General features: G+C 62.6%; 17 protein-coding genes. 7 read left to right on the top strand and 10 right to left on the bottom strand.

From position 1 onward, the window contains the following. Nucleotides 1-161: 161 nt before the first annotated feature. From VHO05_RS06315 to exbB, 3 genes are read right to left on the bottom strand one after another with little or no spacing between them, the layout of a single operon-like run. Complete coding sequence (locus VHO05_RS06315) at nucleotides 162-965, bottom strand: energy transducer TonB (RefSeq protein ID WP_329645748.1); 804 nt, start codon at nucleotides 963-965, stop codon at nucleotides 162-164. Further along, entirely contained in the window at nucleotides 962-1,432 is a 471-nt protein-coding gene (gene exbD / locus VHO05_RS06310; RefSeq protein WP_329645747.1) for a TonB system transport protein ExbD, read from the bottom strand. The genes VHO05_RS06315 and exbD overlap by 4 nt, the downstream gene beginning before the upstream one ends. Before the next feature lie 8 nt (nucleotides 1,433-1,440). Beyond that, entirely contained in the window at nucleotides 1,441-2,532 is a 1,092-nt protein-coding gene (gene exbB, locus VHO05_RS06305) for a tonB-system energizer ExbB (protein ID WP_329645746.1), read from the bottom strand. Between the two features lie 567 nt (nucleotides 2,533-3,099). On the opposite strand from exbB, the gene VHO05_RS06300 reads away from it, so the two are divergent. Both VHO05_RS06300 and VHO05_RS06295 read left to right on the top strand, forming a co-directional pair. Next, nucleotides 3,100-3,705 (top strand): Crp/Fnr family transcriptional regulator, encoded by a 606-nt coding sequence (locus tag VHO05_RS06300; RefSeq protein WP_329645745.1) that lies wholly within the window; start codon nucleotides 3,100-3,102, stop codon nucleotides 3,703-3,705. A 100-nt stretch (nucleotides 3,706-3,805) separates the two neighbouring features. Continuing rightward, nucleotides 3,806-4,051, top strand: a complete 246-nt coding sequence (locus VHO05_RS06295; RefSeq protein ID WP_329645744.1) for a hypothetical protein — start codon at nucleotides 3,806-3,808, stop codon at nucleotides 4,049-4,051. Between the two features lie 30 nt (nucleotides 4,052-4,081). On the opposite strand, the gene VHO05_RS06290 is transcribed toward VHO05_RS06295, so the two are convergent. Further along, nucleotides 4,082-4,555: a protein tyrosine phosphatase gene (locus VHO05_RS06290; protein ID WP_329645743.1), complete on the bottom strand. Its 474-nt coding sequence runs from the start codon at nucleotides 4,553-4,555 to the stop codon at nucleotides 4,082-4,084. 437 nt (nucleotides 4,556-4,992) lie between these two features. Between VHO05_RS06290 and VHO05_RS06285 the strand changes: the two genes are divergently transcribed. Together VHO05_RS06285 and VHO05_RS06280 are read left to right on the top strand one after the other, a co-directional pair. Then, a complete protein-coding gene (locus VHO05_RS06285) occupies nucleotides 4,993-5,301 on the top strand; it encodes a polyhydroxyalkanoic acid system family protein (protein WP_329645742.1) in 309 nt (102 codons plus the stop codon). A 237-nt stretch (nucleotides 5,302-5,538) separates the two neighbouring features. Further along, nucleotides 5,539-5,751: a hypothetical protein gene (locus VHO05_RS06280; protein WP_329645741.1), complete on the top strand. Its 213-nt coding sequence runs from the start codon at nucleotides 5,539-5,541 to the stop codon at nucleotides 5,749-5,751. Nucleotides 5,752-5,765: 14 nt separating this feature from the next. Here VHO05_RS06280 and VHO05_RS06275 read toward each other — a convergent pair whose 3' ends face one another. The 5 genes from VHO05_RS06275 to VHO05_RS06255 all read right to left on the bottom strand — a co-directional run bounded on the left by VHO05_RS06275 (nucleotide 5,766) and on the right by VHO05_RS06255 (nucleotide 13,171). Then, nucleotides 5,766-8,216: an FAD-dependent oxidoreductase gene (locus VHO05_RS06275; protein ID WP_329645740.1), complete on the bottom strand. Its 2,451-nt coding sequence runs from the start codon at nucleotides 8,214-8,216 to the stop codon at nucleotides 5,766-5,768. Nucleotides 8,217-8,218: 2 nt separating this feature from the next. Continuing rightward, nucleotides 8,219-9,112 (bottom strand): phosphotransferase, encoded by an 894-nt coding sequence (locus VHO05_RS06270; protein WP_329645739.1) that lies wholly within the window; start codon nucleotides 9,110-9,112, stop codon nucleotides 8,219-8,221. After that, nucleotides 9,105-11,111 (bottom strand): ABC transporter permease, encoded by a 2,007-nt coding sequence (locus VHO05_RS06265; RefSeq protein ID WP_329645738.1) that lies wholly within the window; start codon nucleotides 11,109-11,111, stop codon nucleotides 9,105-9,107. Before VHO05_RS06265 ends, VHO05_RS06270 begins: the two co-directional genes overlap by 8 nt. Continuing rightward, entirely contained in the window at nucleotides 11,108-12,133 is a 1,026-nt protein-coding gene (locus VHO05_RS06260) for a betaine/proline/choline family ABC transporter ATP-binding protein (RefSeq protein ID WP_329645737.1), read from the bottom strand. The genes VHO05_RS06265 and VHO05_RS06260 overlap by 4 nt, the downstream gene beginning before the upstream one ends. Nucleotides 12,134-12,220: 87 nt before the next feature. Then, nucleotides 12,221-13,171, bottom strand: coding sequence for an ABC transporter substrate-binding protein (locus VHO05_RS06255; RefSeq protein ID WP_329645736.1), 951 nt, complete (start codon nucleotides 13,169-13,171; stop codon nucleotides 12,221-12,223). 199 nt (nucleotides 13,172-13,370) lie between these two features. Between VHO05_RS06255 and VHO05_RS06250 the strand changes: the two genes are divergently transcribed. Then, a complete protein-coding gene (locus tag VHO05_RS06250; RefSeq protein ID WP_329645735.1) occupies nucleotides 13,371-14,162 on the top strand; it encodes a DeoR/GlpR family DNA-binding transcription regulator in 792 nt (263 codons plus the stop codon). Here the strand turns inward: VHO05_RS06250 and hisN are convergent. Further along, complete coding sequence (gene hisN / locus VHO05_RS06245; protein WP_329645734.1) at nucleotides 14,159-14,932, bottom strand: histidinol-phosphatase; 774 nt, start codon at nucleotides 14,930-14,932, stop codon at nucleotides 14,159-14,161. The two genes, VHO05_RS06250 and hisN, sit on opposite strands and share 4 nt — an antisense overlap. A gap of 170 nt (nucleotides 14,933-15,102) precedes the next feature. On the opposite strand from hisN, the gene VHO05_RS06240 reads away from it, so the two are divergent. Continuing rightward, complete coding sequence (locus VHO05_RS06240; protein WP_329645733.1) at nucleotides 15,103-17,523, top strand: FAD-dependent oxidoreductase; 2,421 nt, start codon at nucleotides 15,103-15,105, stop codon at nucleotides 17,521-17,523. A gap of 22 nt (nucleotides 17,524-17,545) precedes the next feature. Beyond that, nucleotides 17,546-18,481 carry a phosphotransferase gene (locus VHO05_RS06235; RefSeq protein ID WP_329645732.1) on the top strand — a complete coding sequence of 312 codons (936 nt, stop codon included), beginning with the start codon at nucleotides 17,546-17,548 and terminating at the stop codon, nucleotides 18,479-18,481. Nucleotides 18,482-18,543 lie beyond the last annotated feature (62 nt).

The following is an 18,543-nucleotide window of genomic DNA, read 5'->3' as shown; positions in this document are numbered from 1 at the left end:
ACCCGATGGGACCTTACTATTATGACTTTCTGTGTCAAGTTATAAGACGCCCTCACTCGCGCCTCGCGGCCGCTGCGACGTGAACAGGGAATTGAGCGTTTTTTCTTTTGTTTTCGGCGCTAAAATGCGGGCGCTAATTTGCGCGGCTTCGACGCGACGCGCTATTTGATGTTGAATTGAATCGGGAGTGACAGATTTAACGCACCTGCCACGGTGTCTTCGGGCGGAGAGGGCAATGGGCTCGCGCGCGACAGCATCGCAAGCGCCTCCTCGTCGAGCAGAGAGGAGCCGGAGCCTTTCAGGATACGCGTATTCGTGACCTTGCCCGCGCTATCGATCGTGAACGTCACCGTCACAACGCCTTGAATGCGCTGACTACGAGCCTCGCCGGGATAGCGCTTGTGCTTGCTCAAATGCAAATGCAGCGCCTTCTGCCAGGAAATCTGCGCTTGGTTGGGCTTGCGCGAAGCACCTTGATGCGGCGCAGCCGCCTTAGGTCCTTCTTGCGCCGCCTCGATGGGCGGCGGCGCGCTGGCCTGTGAAGAGGCGACGGTCTGGGCCTGTACCTGTTCCTGAGGCTTCTTCTCCTCCTCTTCTTCTTTTTCTTCGACCGGCTTGATCTTCTCCATCGCGACCTCGGGGTCGCGTGCGAGCGGCGCCTCCTCGACAGGAGGCAGCTCTTCCGGACGCAGCTCTTTGACCTCCTCGACAGGCGGGGTCGGCACCGAATCCTCGGCAGGTGCGCCGATGGCCAGATTCTGCATCTCTTCCTTCGGTGCGATCGGCATCGGCGCGAGCTCGAGCATCATCGCGCCTTCGGGTTCCTCGTCCACCTCCGCGTCCGGCCATTGCCAGAGCGCGGCCGCTCCCCCGCCAACGTGGAGCGAGCCCACAAGCATTCCGGCCGCGATCCAACGACGCCAGCGCCGCCCTGCGGGCTCCAGAAACTCGAAGGCGGTTGTCATGGGCTGGTGGCGGTTCCCGGAGTGCCAAGCTGCGGCTGCACGGCCTGAGGCGACGGCACCTCTTCGAGGCCCACGAGGGCCACCTTGAGATACCCCGCCGCCCGAAGCAGGTTCATGACCTTGATGACTTCGCCGTAGGGCACCGTCTTGTCGGCGCGAAGAAAGACACGCTGCTGGCGATCCGCACCGGTTACGGAATCGAGAGATCCGGCAAGCTGGCCTCGGGTGATGGTGTCGTTGCCAAACGCCAGCGAAAGGTCGGCCTTAACCGTGAGGAAGAGCGGTTTGTTCGGACGTGGCTGCGGCTTCGCCGTTGCGACGGGAAGATCCACTGCAATATCGACGGTCGAGAGCGGCGCTGCGACCATGAAAATGATCAGCAAGACCAGCATCACGTCAATGAACGGCGTGACGTTGATCTCGTGATTTTCACTCAGATCGTCGCCTTCGCTGAGACGTCCGGCCATAGGTCACCTCACTCGGCGGCGCGTGCGGGCATGATCTTGAAGCCGCGATCGAGATCACGCGACACAAGACGCATGACCTCGGCGGAGGCATCGGCAAGCGAAGCCTTGTAGCCGCTGATCGAACGCGCGAACTGGTTGTAAATGATGACGGCGGGGATCGCGGCCACGAGGCCGATAGCCGTTGCGAGAAGGGCCTCGGCGATGCCCGGCGCGACGACGGCGAGATTGGTCGTCTGCGTTTCCGAAATGCCGATGAAGCTGTTCATGATGCCCCAAACGGTGCCGAACAATCCGACAAACGGAGACGTCGAGCCGATCGTCGCCAGAACGCCCGTGCCGCGATTCATGTCTCGGCCGGCTGCTGCGGTCAGACCGTCGAGGCGTGATGATACCCGTTCCTTGATGCCAGACTTGTCGCCCGTATCTACCGACAAGCGAAGCTCGAGGGCTGCCAGCTCAATGAGGCCGGACACGACACCTTTCCTGTCGCGCAGGCGCTGTGCCGCTTCAGCGAGCGAGGCCGAAGCGTTGATTTCTGCGTAAGCGCGCGAGAGGCGCCGCTTGGCCCAAGTGAGTTCGAGCGACTTTGCCAGCCAGACCGTCCATGTAACGACCGAAGCAAACGCGAGGCCGATCATGACCGCCTTCACGACGATATCCGCGGACATGAACATGTTCCACGGTGACAAATCGTGCGGGAGATTGGCGTTCTTTTGCTCGCCGGACGCAGGCGCCGCGACGCCTTCGGCGAACGGCGCGGCAGACGGAATGTTGGTGAGCTCGGGCGCCGCGTCAGGAGCGCCGGGCGATGCAGCTTGATCTGTCAGAGGCGTAAGGGCCTGGGGCGGCACGGTGTTCGCGGCGGGATCGCTCGGCGCAGCTATGGGAGCCGCAGCAGGTACCGATGCCGGTGGCTCAAGGGGGACAGTCTGCGCGGATGGCGATGAGCTCTCCGCCGGTGCAACCGGAGTGGCCGATGGCGTCGCATGCGGCGCTTGAGCTTGAGTTGGAGCGGACGGATCGCCCGCCGCCTCTTGTCCAACGGCCGGCGTGAAAGCGGTGAAAGCGATCATGATCGCGGCCGCGACGGTGGATGCCACTACGGCTGTCCGCCCTCGCCATGCCAGAACACCTGAGGAACACGTGATCATGATGTCTATAGTCCGTTTTGCGTGAGCTTGGTGCTCAGGACATAAATAAAACTATACTACACCTGTCAATATTAAGTCGCACGGGGTTGCGCTCTGGCAGGGGAAACAGCGCCTGCGCAATACTGTCGCGCACCGGCAAAATACGCCGATGTGACTGAAGGCTTGATATCCAGGCTTGCCCTTGCAGCTACAGCAGTAGCGAACTGCCGAGGCGGCTGCAATGCTCAGACTGCTCTTAACTCAGACAAATGCCGTCTCCCATGGACGCGCCCGGCCCCGCCCGAGGTTCCACCAGGGAACAAACGCGGCCGCGCCGGGGTTCGTATGTGCACTCTGATCGTTCTTTCCACGCAGGGTGTCGTTGGTGTCACCCGAGCAGAAAGATCCATGACTGAGTTTATCGAGACCGCATTGCCGGACTGGCCTCGCAACCGACTTCTTCTCGCTCTGCCTGCCCGAATTCGCGGCCAGCTTCTTCCCAGTCTTGAGCCGATCAAGTGCGAACGCGAACACGTGTTGGTCGATGCTGACACTTCGCTCGACTACGTCTATTTCCCCGACAGTGGAGTGATTTCCGTTGTCGCCGTCTATCCGGACGGCGCCATTATCGAGATGGCGACGATCGGGCGGGAGGGCAGCACCGGGTTTCAGTCCTTTTTCGGGGCAAAGATGTCCTCGGTCAGGCTTCTCGTTCAACTGCCGGGCACAGCGGCAAAGATGCCGCGAAAAACTTTTCTACGTGCCATAGAGACAATTCCGGTGTTCCGCAGTCTGATCGCAGCCCACGTGCATGCATTTCTTGAGCAGGTCATGATTTCAGCTGGGTGCAACGGCGCCCACAACCTGAAACAACGGCTTGCGCGCTGGTTGCTCATGATGCGCGATCGCAACGACGGCGATACCCTCGCGATCACCCAAGATCTGCTGGCCGAAATGCTCGGCGTGCAGCGGCCTAGCATCACCAATGCAATTCATACGCTTGAACGCGCCAAGCTCATCGCGTGCGGACGCCGGCGCGTCACGATCCTGGATCGCGACGGTCTGATTGGCGCGTCTTGCGAGTGTTACTCGCTCAATCGCGCTCGATTCTCCCAGCATCTGCCAAAAACCTATTCGAACTAGATGCGATCCGTCATGCAGATGACAGACATCGACCACAAGGGAGCCCAAATTGCTTCCGCTTATGTTCGCCGGGGGCGAATTTGCAGCGGGCGGGGGCAGAATGCCATTGAACCGATTGATTGATGGCGGATCATTTACACCTGAAGCCTTGAAAGTCGTCTACGAGGCGTTCGATCTTGCCTGGGAGGAGATCGCAAGCCGCTATGGCGATGATCTCGCCCGCATAGACTTTGCGAGAACGACACTGGCGCAGACCATTCTCTCCGTCGCCGGAAGCGATCCCAAGGACCCGCACCTTCTCAAGACGACCGCGCTTGCGTCGTTCGCACGCTTTAATCGCGATTAGGATTGCAGCTTGTTCTGCGTATCGCCTGCGTTAGGCGCGCAAACTCTTTTCTTTCAGTGCGTCGTCAGGCAACTGGCTGAACACACTGAACTGCCGCTCCAAGGCCAGCAGGATTTCGCTCAGCGCCTTGCGACGCTCCCATTCTTCGCAGCTCGTGAATTCCACGGGATCCGGATAACGCCAGTCGGCTGTTTCGGCCTGTTCCGGCCAATGAGGTGTGTCTTTGGACTGCACGTGGTCAGAAAGCTTGAACACGAAGTCCATTGGAATTGCGTTCGGGCCGGTGAACTCTTTCCAGTGTTTCGGATGCAGTCCCTCGGTCTGATAGCCTGACAGTTTCAGGATATCGAGAACAACGGGGTCCATGCCCCTGCCGGGTTCATCACCTGCGCTGAAGGCGCGAAATCGGCCACCGCCCTTCTGATTGACCACAGCCTCAGCGAAAATACCGCGCGCCGCGTTGCGACGGGAAAGAAACAGAACATTGTAAACGGGCTCAGCCATGAAACGCCTCCCACGATGCGACTTCCGACAGTCAACGTGATCGGCTGTGCGCGGTTCCGCGGCCGGGAAGGCGAACTCGGCTGTGCGCCCCAGCGTGCAAACGCGTGGTGCTGAGACCAGGCGACTCCTGTTCGCGCGCACATATAGCGCTTTCGAGAATTAAGCCTCCGAAATTATTTGGGAATATACGCGGCGCAACTCCGTTGTCGGTTCGGCACGGAAGTACTCGACCCCACCCGTGCTGTTTCCCTGGCCTCCGGTCTGACCCACCGGGGGCCGATTTGCGTTTAAGGCTCGCACATGCTTCCAATGGGGGACCTAGAGCGTGATTATTTTTGATTGAATCAAAATCACGTACCAGGTCTTTGATGAGACCGATGATTCACGCTTCGGACAGATAGGGGTCGGAAGCGATCGTGGTCTAGCGAGTTGCAGCCATGTCAAAACCCCTCGTCGTCACGATCTCGCACAGCCTCGGCAAAGACGAAGCCGTCCGCCGCCTCAAATCTGGATTGGCACGCGCGACCTCCACGCTGCCCATGTTCCAGCTCGACGAAGAGGTTTGGACGGGCGACAAGATGACGTTCCGCTTGCGCGCCATGGGGCAGGAGGCGTTCGGCGCTGTGGACGTGGCGGAACAGGATGTCCGGATCGAAGTGACTTTGCCCTGGCTGCTGCAGCGGTTCGGGGAAATGATCCAGGGCGCGATAAAGTCCAAAGGACAGATCCTCCTAGAAAAGAAGTAGCCTCAATCGCTGCTTCCTTGCCCAAGTTGTATCGGCTGATACGGGTGGCCTTGCCTGTAGAACCTTACTCTCGTTGCAGAGATAACGTCCTGATTTTCAGCCGTTTTTCTTCCATCAACCACAACGCCGAGTTGCGGCAGCACCGCTGCGTTCACTGTTATCGGCGGCGTTGATGGCGCGGCCCTTTCGAACTTGAGAAAATGGGCTCAACACACTCTTCTGCCTCGGAGTTGAACAATGAGCTCGATCGCTGGATGGCGCATTCAGGTGCGCCCGCAATATTGCGATTCAGATCTGACATCGTCGGAATTCTTCAATATCCGGATCGCACACCGTGAAGCGGCGATCGCCTCTGTCCGCAATCGACGCGATGCTTCGCCGGGCGAGCGGATCTACACCGTGCGGCCCTTGCGACATGAAGAGTTCACCAAGCCCGCCGCCTCCGGCTAGCTTCGCCTCCGAGGTTACGCCCGGATGCGCTCGTTTGCCGGATCGTAGAGCGGTTCGAGTGCGACGGTTGCTGGAATACGCTCCGTCGCCACTTCGAGCTCGTAGTTGCCCGACAGCACGAACTCCGAATCCACACCTTGGTCGGGGCGGCGCACGTAGCCGTAACCGATGGAGCGGTTGACGGTGTAACCGAAGCCGCCGCTCGCGAGCCAACCAACGCGCTCGCCGTTGCGGTAGATGGTTTCGCGGCCAAGCAGCACGACGGACGGATCTGTGGTGAAGCAGGCGAGCAGGCGGGGAAGAGGCTTCGCGCTTTGGGCTGTCAGGGCCTCGCGGCCTTGAAACGGCGTGTTGGACTTGAGCTTCACGGCCCAGCCGAGCCCGGAGACGAGCGGCGAGTGGTCCGGTCCGATCTCCGAGCCCCAGGCGCGATAGCCCTTTTCAAGACGCAGGGATTCGATGGCGCGATACCCCGCGTTCGCAATGCCGTGCGGAGCGCCGGCCGCCATCAGAGCCTCATAGACGGCTGTCATGAACTCCACCGGGATGTGCAGCTCCCAGCCGAGCTCGCCGACGTAGGTAACGCGCAAGGCCAGCATCGGCGCGCCCGCGAGCGTCATGCGCTTGATGCGGCCGAACGGGAAGCCCGCATTCGATAGGTCTTCGCTCGTCAGCGCCGATAGAACATCCCGCGCGCGCGGACCCATGACGGCCAGTACGCCATAGGCGGACGTGACGTCGATCAGGCGCGCATCGAGGCCAGCGGGAACGGAGCGGTTGATCCAGTCGAAGTCATGGACGGCGAAACCGGTGCCGGTCACGACATAGTATTCGTCCGGCGCCAGGCGGCCGATCGTCAGGTCGCACTCGATGCCGCCTTTGGTGTTCAGCATCTGCGTGTATGTGAGGCGTCCCGGCGCCTTCGAGACGTCGTTGGCGGCGATCCACGACATCGCCTGTTCCGCGTCCTTGCCGACCATCAGGAACTTGGCGAATGAGGTCTGGTCGAACACGGCGACGCGTTCGCGTGCGGCCTTGTGCTCGCGACCGACGGCCTCGAACCAGTTCTGGCGGCCGTAGGTGTAGGTGTCGTTCTGCGCCTCGCCCTTGCCGAGGTCGGCGAACCAGTTGGGGCGTTCCCATCCCGTCTTCTCGCCGAACACGGCGCCCTGCGCTTTCAAGCGATCGTAAAGCGGCGAGCGGCGCAGCGGGCGGCCTGAATGGTGCTCCTCGTGCGGCCACGCCATCGTGTAGTGCTTCGCGTAGGCTTCCATGGTGCGGGTGCGCACCCAGTTCGTGTCGAGATGATTGCGGCCGAAGCGGCGGATATCGACCGGCCAGAGATCGTAGGGCGGCTCGCCTTTCGCGACCCACTCGGCGAGCGCCATGCCCGCTCCGCCGCCGGCCGCAATGCCGAACGCGTTGAATCCCGCGCCAACGAAGACGTTCCGCACCTCGGGGGCTTCGCCGAGGATGAAGTTGCCGTCGGGCGTAAAGCTCTCGGGCCCGTTGATGAACTGGCGGATGCCCGCCGACTGCATCGCGGGCACGCGGCCGGCGGCAAGCTCCAGCAGGGGCTCGAAATGTTCGAGGTCATTGTCGAGGAGCTGGAATTCGAACGGCACGCCGAGCTTGGTTTCCGCCCACGGCATCGGGTTGGGCTCGTAGCCGCCCATGACGAGGCCGCCGACTTCCTCCTTCCAGTAGGTGAGGCGATCGGGGTCGCGTAGCGTCGGAAGGTTCGCCGTAACCCCGTCGATTTTCTCGGTGATCAGATACTGATGCTGCATCGAGACCAACGGGATGTTGACGCCCGCGAGCTGGCCCACCTGCCGCGCCCATTGTCCGGCGCAGATCACGACCTTTTCGCACGTGATGCGGCCCTGATCCGTCACAACGGCGCGTACCACGCCGCCTTCGACTTCAATGGCCGTGACGCTGATACCCTCCGTGATCGTGACGCCGCCCTGGCGTGCACCCTTGGCGAGCGACATCGTGATATCCGAGGGCGAGGCTTGGCCGTCCGTCGGCAGGAAGGCCGCGCCAACGACATCATCGACCTGCATCAGCGGCCACAGCTCTTGTGCTTCCTTCGGCGTGAGAAGTTGCATGTCGAGACCGAAGGACTTCGCGGTCGTCGCCTGACGTTTCACCTCCGTCCAGCGTTCCTCGTTACAGGCAAGGCGGAGACCGCCGTTGCGCTTCCAGCCGGTCGCAAGACCGGTCTCGGCTTCCAGCTTATCGTAGAGGGCAACGGAGTAGCCGAGCAATTGGGTGATGTTCGCGCTCGAGCGAAGCTGGCCAACGAGGCCAGCCGCGTGCCACGTGGAGCCGGACGTCAACTTGCCGCGTTCGAGCAGCAGCACATCCTTGAGGCCCATCTTGCCAAGGTGATACGCCGTCGAGCAGCCGACGATGCCGCCACCGATGATGACGATCTTGGCCGAGGTTGGCAGCGTGCTCATGTTTACTCCATCGTCTTGTAGCGGGCGTAGGACGCCTCGAAGCGGGACAGGTTTTCGGCCGTGTAGGCCGCGTAGTCGAAATCGACCGTGGAATGGATCTCGGACACCATGGCCCAGAGCGTTTCGCGCAGGAGCGAGACGGCCGTCATGGCTGCCGCCTTGCGCCGAAGCTCGTCATCGACGGGCCGTCCGAAGTAGGCGGAGACAAAGGCTTCGGCCATCTCCGCCGGCATCTCGCTGTTGGATGCGAGTCCGCCGAGATCGAACAGCGGCGAGTTGAAACCGGCGTAGTCCCAGTCCAGCAGCCAGAGCCGCTTTCCGTCGTCGAGGACGTTCGCGGCGAGCAGATCGTTGTGGCCAAACACGATATCGATCGGACCTACCGCGCGCTCTAACCGTGCCGAGCGATCGAGAAGGTCCGTGAGGAGCGGGCCGTGGCGGCTCTGGCCTTCACGCAGGGTATGAGCGTAGTCGCGAATGACGTGAAATGGCCAGAACATCGACGCGGGGCCGCGCAGATGCAGCGCAACGTCGCGATGGCATCGTTTCACGAGGTCGACAAGGCCGTCGAAGTTCGACGGGTTGCGCACGTCTTCCGGCGCGAACGTGCGGCCCTCGATGAAGTCGATGACCATGATGCCGGGCTCGGCGTGGATCACGGCGGGGCTTATGCCCGCGGCCTCGGCCGCGCGCGCGGCCGCAAGCTCGCTCGCCCGAACAATGCCATGGACGAGGATGTCGCCGCCGGTGCGGACGACATACTTCCTGCCGCGATCCTCGACGACAAAGTTCTTGTTCGTGATGCCGCCCGCAAGCGGCACGGGATCGACGCGGCCGAACCAAAGGCCGAGGTTGGCGACGCGGTCGCGCAGCGGGTCTGAGACGCGCTCATCCATGCGTCACCCCGCTTCGTTGGGTAGCGAGCCGGTTCGCTGCCGCGCCGATCAGGCGATCGGCCGTGATGGCGATCGCGGCGACGCAGAGGCCCGCCACCAACCCCTTGCCGACATCGGCCTTGGTCAGCGCCATGTAGACCTGCTGACCGAGATCGCGCGTGCCGACGAGGGCAGTGATGACAAGCATAGAGAGCGCCAGCATCACCGTCTGATTGATGCCGAGCAGGATGGTCGGAAGTGCAAATGGGATGCGGATGCGGCGCAGGATCTGGCTTGGAGTGCACCCCATTGCCGTGCCCGCCTCGGTCAACATCACGGGCACCTGACGGATGCCATGAGCGGCGTAGCGGACGGCCGGCGTCAGCGCATAAAGCACGATGGCCAGCATGGCCGTGAAGTCGCCAACGCGGAACAGCATCACGGCCGGAATCAGGTAGACGAAACTCGGCAAGGTCTGCAGCGTATCCATGATCGGCTCGACAACGCGCCAAGCGCGCGGGTTGAGCCCTGCATAGATGCCGAGCGGGATGCCGATCAAAGCCGCGAAGACCACGGAGATCGCGCAGAGGTAGATCGTGATCATCGCGTACTCCCACTGCCCGTTCACGACGATGAACAGCGAGAGCCCTGCGACGAGGGCGGCAAGGCGGACGCCCCCAAGACACCACCCCGTGTAGGCCAGCGCCGCCACCACGAGCGGCCAGGGCTGCGCGAGCATGAAGCGCTTCACAGGCAGCAGGATATTGAGCAGCACGAAGTTTTTCACGGCGTCGAAGACGTCAAAGAGGTTGACGTTGATCCATTTCACCGCGTCGGCCCACCAGGGCGCCGTGGAAACTTGCAGTTCCTGCGGGTAAGTGGCGACGAAGGGAACAGCGAGGCCGAGCAGGTAGATGACGGCAACGAACCCAGCGAGCCCCAGCGAAAACTGCAGCCCGCCGCCCTTCGCCTCGCGAAGGCGCGCGCCTTCGGCGTAGGCCTGGCTCAAGCGATCGAGGGCGATCGCGAGAACGACGATCGCGACGCCGGCTTCGAGTCCACGGCCGATGTCGAGACGGCGTAAACTCGTGAGCACGTCAAAGCCAAGACCGCCTGCGCCAATCATCGAGGCGATGATGACCATGTTGAGGGACAGCATGATCACCTGGTTCACGCCGACGAGCAGTTGCGGGCGCGCGGCCGGTAGCATCACCTTGGTGATCATCTGACGCGGCGTGGTGCCCGCCATCGTGCCATATTCCACGATCTCACGCGGTACGGTCTCGAGAGCTGTCATGGTCACGCGCACCATCGGCGGCAGCGCGTAGATCATGGTCGCGATCATGGCCGCCACCGGCCCGAAGCCGAACAGGAACAGGATCGGCACCAGGTAGGCGAACGTCGGGACCGTCTGCATGAGATCGAGAATCGGCGTGATCAACTTCTTGAACAGCGACGCCTTGTAACCAGCGATACCCAGAAGCAATCCGGCAGCGATGCCGAGTGGGGCCGCAACGACGATCGACGAGAGCGTGAGCATGGCACTCGCCCATTGGCCGAACACCGCCAAATAGAGGAAGGCGCCGCCTGCCAGAAGCGCGAGACGCGTTCCGCCGAAGCGATAGCCCAAGGCGGCGACGCAGCCGACGACGGCAAGCCATGGCATCGGCGGCGCGATTTGCACGGCTGCGGAACCGCGACCATCCCGCAATCCGGTGGCGAGGACGGACGTTGCGAAGTCCAGCGGTACGTTCAGCAGATCGGCGAGGGCGCGCGTCAATTCCTTGAACGTGAAGAGACCGAAGCTCGCCTGCTCGACAAGCCACTTCATCGTGGCCGAGATCGCCGCGTCGAGCCCGATGCGCCAGCTCGGCGGGAGCTCCCGCATCCAGCTCGGAATACTATCCTTGAAGATGAAGGAGAGGAGTGCGAGCCCCGCAATAACGCCTACGGCGACGAGTGCAGGATTGGGCCGCGCTTCACCGACGGACGCGTTGCTGTCCACGGCCGCCACCGTCATGCCTGCGCCCCGGTGCCGACGAGCACGGCCATCACGGCGCGCCGATCAACGATGCCGATTTGCTGTCCGGCCTCGTCGGCGACGCCCAACGGAAGATCCGATCCTTCGATGCGTGCCGCGAACTCGCGGACTTTCGCGGTGGCTGGGACGAGCCCGGCGATGTTCTCACCGGGTACCGCATCACGCATGATGGCGCGGGCCGAGAGGATCTTGCTGCGCGGGGCGTCGCGCGTGAATTCGGCGACGTAGTCGTCGGCCGGCGCACGCACGAGGTCCTCGGGCGTTCCAACCTGGACGACGCGGCCGTCGCGCATGATCGCGATACGATCGCCGACGCGGACCGCTTCCTCGAAGTCGTGGGTGATAAAGACGATCGTCTTATGCAGCGCCTCCTGCAGGCGCATGAACTCGTTCTGCATCTCTCGCCGGATGAGAGGATCGAGCGCCGAGAACGGCTCGTCGAGAAACCAGATATCCGGATTCGTGATCAGCGAACGAGCAATGCCCACGCGCTGCTGCTGGCCGCCCGAAAGCTGGTAGGGAAGGTTTTGCTCGCGTCCGCCGAGCCCCACGAGATCGATCATCTCGCGCGCGGCCTTGTCCCGCTCGCGCCGCGGCGTGCCGCGGATCTCGAGCGGGAAGGCGACGTTGTCGAGCACGCTCAAATGAGGGAGCAGGGCGAAGTGCTGGAACACCATGCCCATCTTGTGCCGGCGCAGCTCGATCAATTCCGCGGGCGGGGCTGCGAGAAGGTCCACACCTTCAAACAGCACCGTACCGCTCGTGGGTTCGATGAGGCGCGAAAGGCAACGGACGAGTGTGGATTTTCCTGAGCCCGAGAGCCCCATGATGACGAAGATCTCGCCGCGCTCGATTTCGAGCGACGCGTCCGCGACGGCGGCAACATACCCCGCGGCCTTCAGCGCTGCGTCGGTTGGCGGCGCGTGTTTGGCCATGAAGCCCTGCGGGTCTGGCCCGTACAGCTTCCAAAGGTTGCGGCAAACGAGAGCGGCGCTGGTCATCGGCAAATCCGTTGATCCAAGGCGGAGGCAAAGTGCGTTTCAGGCCCTAGCTCGCAGACCTGAAACGCAGCGGTGTCGTGCGCAACGTCAGCCGCCGATCCACTTCTTCCAGCGCGGCTCGTTGTCTTTCATCCAGGCCGCAACGACGTCATCGAGCTTTTTGCCGTCGAGATCGATCTCGCCGACAAGCTTGCCCATTTCGTCATTGGTGAACTCGAAATTCTTGATCGCGCTGTGGGCGGTCGGCCATTTGTCTTTCAGGCCCGACCATGCGGCCTTCCAAATCGCCCCGCGCGGCTTTCCGCAATCGTAGGCTTTCTCTTTGTTGATGCCCCACGCAGGATCCGTGTAACAGGCGGACTCATATTTCGGGAATTCGACCCATTCGCCCTTGTATTTGATCGGCGCCCAGTGCGGCGCATAGACCCACAGCACGACCGGCGCCTGGCGCTGATAGGCGGATTCCAGCTCGGCAAAGAGGGCCGCGTCGGTTCCGGCGTGGACCACCTCGAACGGAAGATCGAGCGCTTCAACGCGCTCGTCATCAAAGCCGCCCCACGTGGCGGGTGCACCGACGTAGCGGCCCTTCGGCGCGGTTTCGGGGATGCTGAACTGCTCGGCGCACTTCTTGAGAGCCTGCCAGTCCGGAAGACCGGGACACTTCTCCTTCATGTAGAGCGGGTACCACCACTCCTCGATGGCGAGCATGCCCGTTTCGCCGAGGTTTTCGACTTTCTTGGTCGCGACGGCCTCTTCGAGCGCATCCTTGCCGGTGGTGGCCCAGATCTCCATGGCGACGTGGACGTCGCCGGTCTTGAGGCCCGCGAACTGCGCGAGATAGTCGGCCTGAACGTATTCGATATTGAGACCGGCCTTCTTCAGCACTTCGCCCATGATGTGGGCGCTGACGAGCTGACCCGTCCAGTCGTGAAGCGTGAGCTTAATGGGGTCTTTAGAGTCGTCCGCCAGAGCCGGCGGCGGCAACAGAGAGGCGAGCGCGAGAGCCGCCAGCGCGGCCGTGGAGCGAAGCTTCACCATTTTTCACCCGATGCGATTTGAGGTACCGACAAAACTCCCTGCGCAAAGTGGCGGCCGCTGCAAAAACGTTCGAGGCCGGCCTGCAAGCGCGGTCAAAGCGTCGCGCATAGTCCCACAAACTGTCAACACGTATTCAAATGATTTGTTGTCTTTTGTGGTTTTTGATCCGAAAATGGGCGCAAATGTACGTGAGATGCCCATGAATTTTCCAACGCGATGGCAGAGCGCAATTCTTGATGCACTGCGAGTGACCGGGCGCGAGTCGATTGCTTCGCTCGCCGAGCGCCTCAACGTGTCGGACGAAACCATTCGCCGACATGTGAAAGATCTCGTCGATCAAGGCGCGGTGCATCGCGTGCACGGCGGCGTCATTCTCGCAGGTGCGTTAGCGGAACCGCCTTTTTCGCGGCGCATCAAAGAACGCGTCGAAGCCAAGCGTGCAATTGCGAAGGCGGTCGCGGATCGCGTCTCCGACGGCATGACTCTGCTCATGGATTCCGGCTCGACGACGACCTACGTCGCGCACGCGCTCCTGCAGAAGACGGGCCTCACGATCGTGACAAACTCGATCGAGATCGCGCGCACCATGGTGGGCCGGGGAGACTGCACGGTGCATCTCGCTGGCGGTGCCTTGCGGGCCGATATCGGCGCCGCCGTCGGTCACGAGGCGATCGAGCTGATCCGCGAGTTCCGCGGCGACCTTGCCATTCTTTCCATAGGCGGCATCGATGCCAAGGACGGCTTCATGGATTTCGATATCGACGAAGCGCGTGTCGCGCGCACGATGATCGACCGGGCGGACCGGGTCATCGTGGCGGCCGATGCCTGGAAGTACACGGCCAAGGCGCGCGTACGCGTCTGCAGCTTCGAGCCGGTGTCGATGTTCGTTTGCGATGCGCCGCCACCGGCGGCGCTTCGGCAGAAATTCGAAGCCGCCGGAACGGAGGTCGTCCTCGCGGCAACCGACGAGGCCGAGGCGGCGGCCTCCTAAGCGTTTCCGCTTAGATATTCGAGTGTTTCCGCGTGCAGCGCCTTGCTGGCGGCCGCAGCCACGCGCCCGTCGGAATTGAAATCGAGCGGGCGCCCCTCCCAATCGGTGATGCATCCACCCGCACCTTCGACCACGGGCACAAGTGCCATGTAGTCGTACGGCATGAGGGAGGCTTCCACGACCACATCGCAGAAGCCGGACGCCAGGAGGCCATACTGGTAGCAGTCGCCGCCAAAGCGGCGGATCGCGGCCTGCCGGCTCATGCGCTCGTAGCGCTCCCAATCCTGCCCGGTGAAGATATCTGGCGACGCGGTATGCACGCGCGCGTCCGCCAGCGTCTTGCAGTCGCTTGTGCGGCAGGGACGGCCGGCAAACGCGGTCACGCCCTGCGAGGCCGACCACCGCTCCTTGAGCGCCGGCATCTCGATGATGCCGAGCTGTGGGCGGTCTTGCTCGACGAAGGCAATCAGGGCGCCGAACAGCGGCATGCCAGTAATAAAGCTCTTGGTGCCGTCGATGGGATCCAGCACCCAGATGCGCCCATCGCCTTCGGTCCGGCCTGTTTCCTCGCCGAAGATGCCGTGCTCGGGAAAGCGCTCCTCGATGTCAGCGCGGAGCGCGCGTTCGATGGCTTTGTCGGCGACCGTCACCGGGCTCGAATCCGCCTTGAGATCGAATGCGGTCGTGGAGCGGAAGTGCTCGCGCGCGATGCGCCGCGCGACGTCGGCAAGTTCCTCAGCGAAGGTGGAAATCGCTGCGTAGTCGTTCATTGTCGTCTCGTCCCTGGCCAGCCCTTGCGGCGGTTTGCGAGGGACCGTGCCCCATTATCCACGCCAAATCCATAAAATTATGGATTGATCAAAGCTTTGGCATCATCTTTGTTTGACTGAAGTGGAAAGTCGCGACACTTTGGCTGGATTGATATCGCGCGAGTGGCTTCATGCCGACTGCCTTCGACAAACACGCCCGTATCGTCATCGTTGGTGGCGGCGCCGTGGGGTGCTCTCTTGCCTACCATCTCGGTCGTCGCGGCGAGCGCGATGTCCTGGTCCTCGAAAAATCCCGCATCACGGATGGCTGCACGTGGCATGCAGCCGGTCTTGTCGGCCAGCTTCGCGGGCGGCGGAACCTCACGCGCCTGATGCAGAATTCGGTCGCAGTGTTCGATCGCCTGGAAACGGAATCTGGGCACGTCATCGACTGGCGCAAAGTGGGCTCTCTGCGGCTTGCATCGTCTCCAGAACGGTGGAGCGAAATTCGCCGCTCGATGACGCTGGCAAAGAGCTTTGGCTTTGAGTGTCATGCCCTTTCGGCCGCCGAAGCGCAGAAGCTCTTTCCATACATCGATCCGGAAGGTGTCGTCGGCGCCGCGTTCATTCCCTCGGACGGCTACGTCGATCCCTACGGTCTCACGCACGCCTACGCGGCGGCCGCGCGCAAGTCTGGTGTAACGATCCAGGAAGGCGTTTGTGTCACCGAGATCCTCAAGGACGGACGCCGCGTTGTCGGCGTCGCCACCGATCACGGCACGGTTAGCTGCGAGATTCTCGTCAATTGTGCCGGGCTCTGGGCGAAGCGGCTCGGCGAGATGGCGGGCGTGGCGCTTGCCGCGGGCGTCGTCGAACATCAGTACTTCCTGACAGAGAAGAAGCTCGAGCTGCCGAAAACTCTGCCGACGCTGCGTGATCCGGACAAGAATTTCTATCTGAAGCCGGACGTCGGGGCGTTCGCCATCGGCGGCTGGGAAGACGGAACAAGGGGCTGCTGGCGGTCGCGGCCGCCGTTTGCATTCGGGCGCGAACTGTTTCCCGAGAATTTTGAGCGGCTCGAACTTTTCGCGCTGCCGTGCGCCGAACGCCTGCCGGTGTTGAACGAAATCGGCATTCAGACCGTGATCAACGGCCCCATTCCCGTGTCTGCGGACGGCGAGCCAATCATGGGGCTCGCGCCTGAGCTCGACAATTTCTTCGTCGCCTGCGGATTCACGGCCGGCATCGCAGCGTCAGGTGGCGCAGGCGAGGCGATGGCCAACTGGATCCTCGATGGCGATCCCGGAATGGATCTTTGGGCCTTCGACGTGCGCCGCTTCGGCGTGCCGCACAACACCGGCCGTTATCTCGAAGATCGCGCGATCGAAGCTTATGGGAGCTACTACAAGATCCATTGGCCGGCCGAGGAAACCGTGGCCGGGCGCGGCCTGCGCCGCTCGCCGGTGCATGCTCACGTGGCGCAAGCCGGCGCCGTGTTCGGTGCGCGCTTCGGCTGGGAGCGGCCTCTGTGGTTTGCGGGTCCCGGCGTGTCGCGCGAGGAAGTTTCTAGCTTCGAAGAGAAGCCGAGTTGGTTCGAGCTTGTGGGCGCAGAACACCGCCACATTCGCGAATCTGTTGCACTGATCGACCAGACCTCGTTCTCCAAGTTCGAGATCGAGGGACCTGGAGCCACAGAGGCGCTCGAACGCATCTGCGCAAACCGCATCGACGGCGCGCCGGGCCGCTGCATCTATACGACGATGCTCAACGCCAAGGGCGGCGTTGAAGCCGAGGTGACGCTGCTGCATCTCGCCCCCGAGCGCTTCCTGATGATCTCCGGCTCCGCGTTCGGTGTGCGGGATGCGAGCTGGGTGCGCCGCAATCTTCCGGCGGATGGCTCCGTTTCGCTGCGCGACGTCACGTCGGCGTGGGCCGTGCTCAACATTTGCGGGCCGGCGTCGCGCGCGGTGTTGCAGTCTCTGTCGGACAACGATCTCTCCAATGAGGCGTTTCCGTTCCTTGCCGTGCGCGATATCGAGGTCGGGCACGTGCCGGTGCGCGCGGTCCGTGTGGGCTATGTGGGTGAACTCGGATACGAGCTTCACGTCCCGACGGAGTACGCGCCGGGGCTTTACGAAGCGCTCAAGGCCGCAGGTGCGGCGCACGGCATCCGCGACGTAGGCTATCGCGCCATCGAAACGTGTCGCCTGGAGAAGGGCTACGTCTATTGGTCGGCCGAGATCGGGCCCGACTACGATCCGCTGTCGGCCGGTCTGGAAAACACTGTCGACTTCGGCAAGGACTTCATTGGCCGCGCAGCGCTGGAGGCCGTGCACGCCAAGGGGCCCGCGCGCCGGCTCTGCACGTTGACGGTCGAGGGCTTTGCGCCCTTCCATGGTGGCGAGACGATATTGAAAGATGGCCGCGTGGTCGGCCAGACCGCGAGCTGCGGGTTCGGGAACACTGTCGGCAAGACCATCGCGTTCGCATGGCTGCCGGCGGAAGCGGCGCACGAGCAGACATTCGACATCGAGGCATTCGGCGTGACGTATCCCGCAAACCGCGTGGCGCGCACGATCTACGATCCGAAAAACGAGAGGCTACTTTCTTGATCTGACCCAAAAGGGGGGGACGATGAGCGCCACCGAGCAGGATGTCCGCGACGTTTGGGTCGCGCTGGATCGTCTCGGCTTTCACAACGCGGTCGACATCGCCCTCGCTTCGCCGCAACGCCTCGGCGGCCTCACCAATCGCGTTTTCCTGATCAAGACCGGACGTGGCGACCATGTGCTGCGCCTCCCGGGCCAAGGCACGGAAGAGTACATCAATCGCAAAGTGGAGGCCGTGGCCGCGCGTGCAGCCGCCCGGGCCGGTGTGAGCCCCACCGTGCTGGCGACGACTGATGACGGCTTGATGCTGACAGCGGCTATCGACGCCGCGGTGACCATGTCACCCGAGAATTTCGCCGCCATATCCGGTGCGCCGAGACGGGCCGCCGACGTGCTGCGCAAATTGCACACCAGCGGCGAACAATTCGATTTCCGCTTCGAGCTGTTCGCAATGATCGACGACTATCTCAATTTCCTGTCCGGCAAGGCGACGGACTTGCCGGAGGGCTATCACGACGTGCTCGCCTCGGCGGAGACGATCCGGAAGGCCCTCAACGCGCGGCCGTTGCCGCTCGCGCCGTGCCATTGCGATCCCCTTTCGGAAAACTTCCTCGATACGGGCGACCGCATGTGGCTTGTCGATTGGGAATACTCTGGCATGAACGATCCACTGTGGGATGTGGGCGACGTGATTATCGAGGCCAAGCTCCAACCGGATAAGGAAGCCGAGTTCATTCATGCCTATTTCGGCGGCACGCCGAGCGCTGCCGAGCATGGCCGCGTCGTGATTTATAAGGCCATGTGCGATCTCCTGTGGACTCTGTGGGGTCTGATCCAACACGCCAACAAGAACCCCGTCGATGACTTCTGGGCCTATGCGACGGGCCGGTTCGACCGTTGTAAAGCGCTGATGGCGACTGCGGAGTTTCCCGCCCACGTCGCGGCGGTCTCCCGCGGCTGACATGCCGACCCAGCGTTCACGTGGGGACGCGGGTTCGAATTCACGGGTCGTCCACTCGGCAT

Source organism: Hyphomicrobium sp. (assembly GCF_036262015.1).
GTDB lineage: Bacteria > Pseudomonadota > Alphaproteobacteria > Rhizobiales > Hyphomicrobiaceae > Hyphomicrobium_C.
The sequence above is the reverse complement of the archived record's forward strand: the minus strand, read 5'-3'. Positions and strand labels throughout refer to the sequence as shown.

What these genes read in the sequence shown, in the direction of transcription:
- VHO05_RS06250 (WP_329645735.1), top strand. Translation starts at nt 13,371, where the DNA reads ATGAATTTTCCAACGCGATGGCAGAGCGCAATTCTTGATGCACTGCGA.
- VHO05_RS06275 (WP_329645740.1), bottom strand. Translation starts at nt 8,216, where the DNA reads ATGAGCACGCTGCCAACCTCGGCCAAGATCGTCATCATCGGTGGCGGC.
- VHO05_RS06290 (WP_329645743.1), bottom strand. Translation starts at nt 4,555, where the DNA reads ATGGCTGAGCCCGTTTACAATGTTCTGTTTCTTTCCCGTCGCAACGCG.
- VHO05_RS06255 (WP_329645736.1), bottom strand. Translation starts at nt 13,171, where the DNA reads ATGGTGAAGCTTCGCTCCACGGCCGCGCTGGCGGCTCTCGCGCTCGCC.
- exbD (WP_329645747.1), bottom strand. Translation starts at nt 1,432, where the DNA reads ATGGCCGGACGTCTCAGCGAAGGCGACGATCTGAGTGAAAATCACGAG.
- VHO05_RS06295 (WP_329645744.1), top strand. Translation starts at nt 3,806, where the DNA reads ATGCCATTGAACCGATTGATTGATGGCGGATCATTTACACCTGAAGCC.
- VHO05_RS06240 (WP_329645733.1), top strand. Translation starts at nt 15,103, where the DNA reads ATGCCGACTGCCTTCGACAAACACGCCCGTATCGTCATCGTTGGTGGC.
- VHO05_RS06315 (WP_329645748.1), bottom strand. Translation starts at nt 965, where the DNA reads ATGACAACCGCCTTCGAGTTTCTGGAGCCCGCAGGGCGGCGCTGGCGT.
- VHO05_RS06270 (WP_329645739.1), bottom strand. Translation starts at nt 9,112, where the DNA reads ATGGATGAGCGCGTCTCAGACCCGCTGCGCGACCGCGTCGCCAACCTC.
- VHO05_RS06280 (WP_329645741.1), top strand. Translation starts at nt 5,539, where the DNA reads ATGAGCTCGATCGCTGGATGGCGCATTCAGGTGCGCCCGCAATATTGC.
- VHO05_RS06265 (WP_329645738.1), bottom strand. Translation starts at nt 11,111, where the DNA reads ATGACGGTGGCGGCCGTGGACAGCAACGCGTCCGTCGGTGAAGCGCGG.
- hisN (WP_329645734.1), bottom strand. Translation starts at nt 14,932, where the DNA reads ATGAACGACTACGCAGCGATTTCCACCTTCGCTGAGGAACTTGCCGAC.
- VHO05_RS06235 (WP_329645732.1), top strand. Translation starts at nt 17,546, where the DNA reads ATGAGCGCCACCGAGCAGGATGTCCGCGACGTTTGGGTCGCGCTGGAT.
- VHO05_RS06260 (WP_329645737.1), bottom strand. Translation starts at nt 12,133, where the DNA reads ATGACCAGCGCCGCTCTCGTTTGCCGCAACCTTTGGAAGCTGTACGGG.
- VHO05_RS06285 (WP_329645742.1), top strand. Translation starts at nt 4,993, where the DNA reads ATGTCAAAACCCCTCGTCGTCACGATCTCGCACAGCCTCGGCAAAGAC.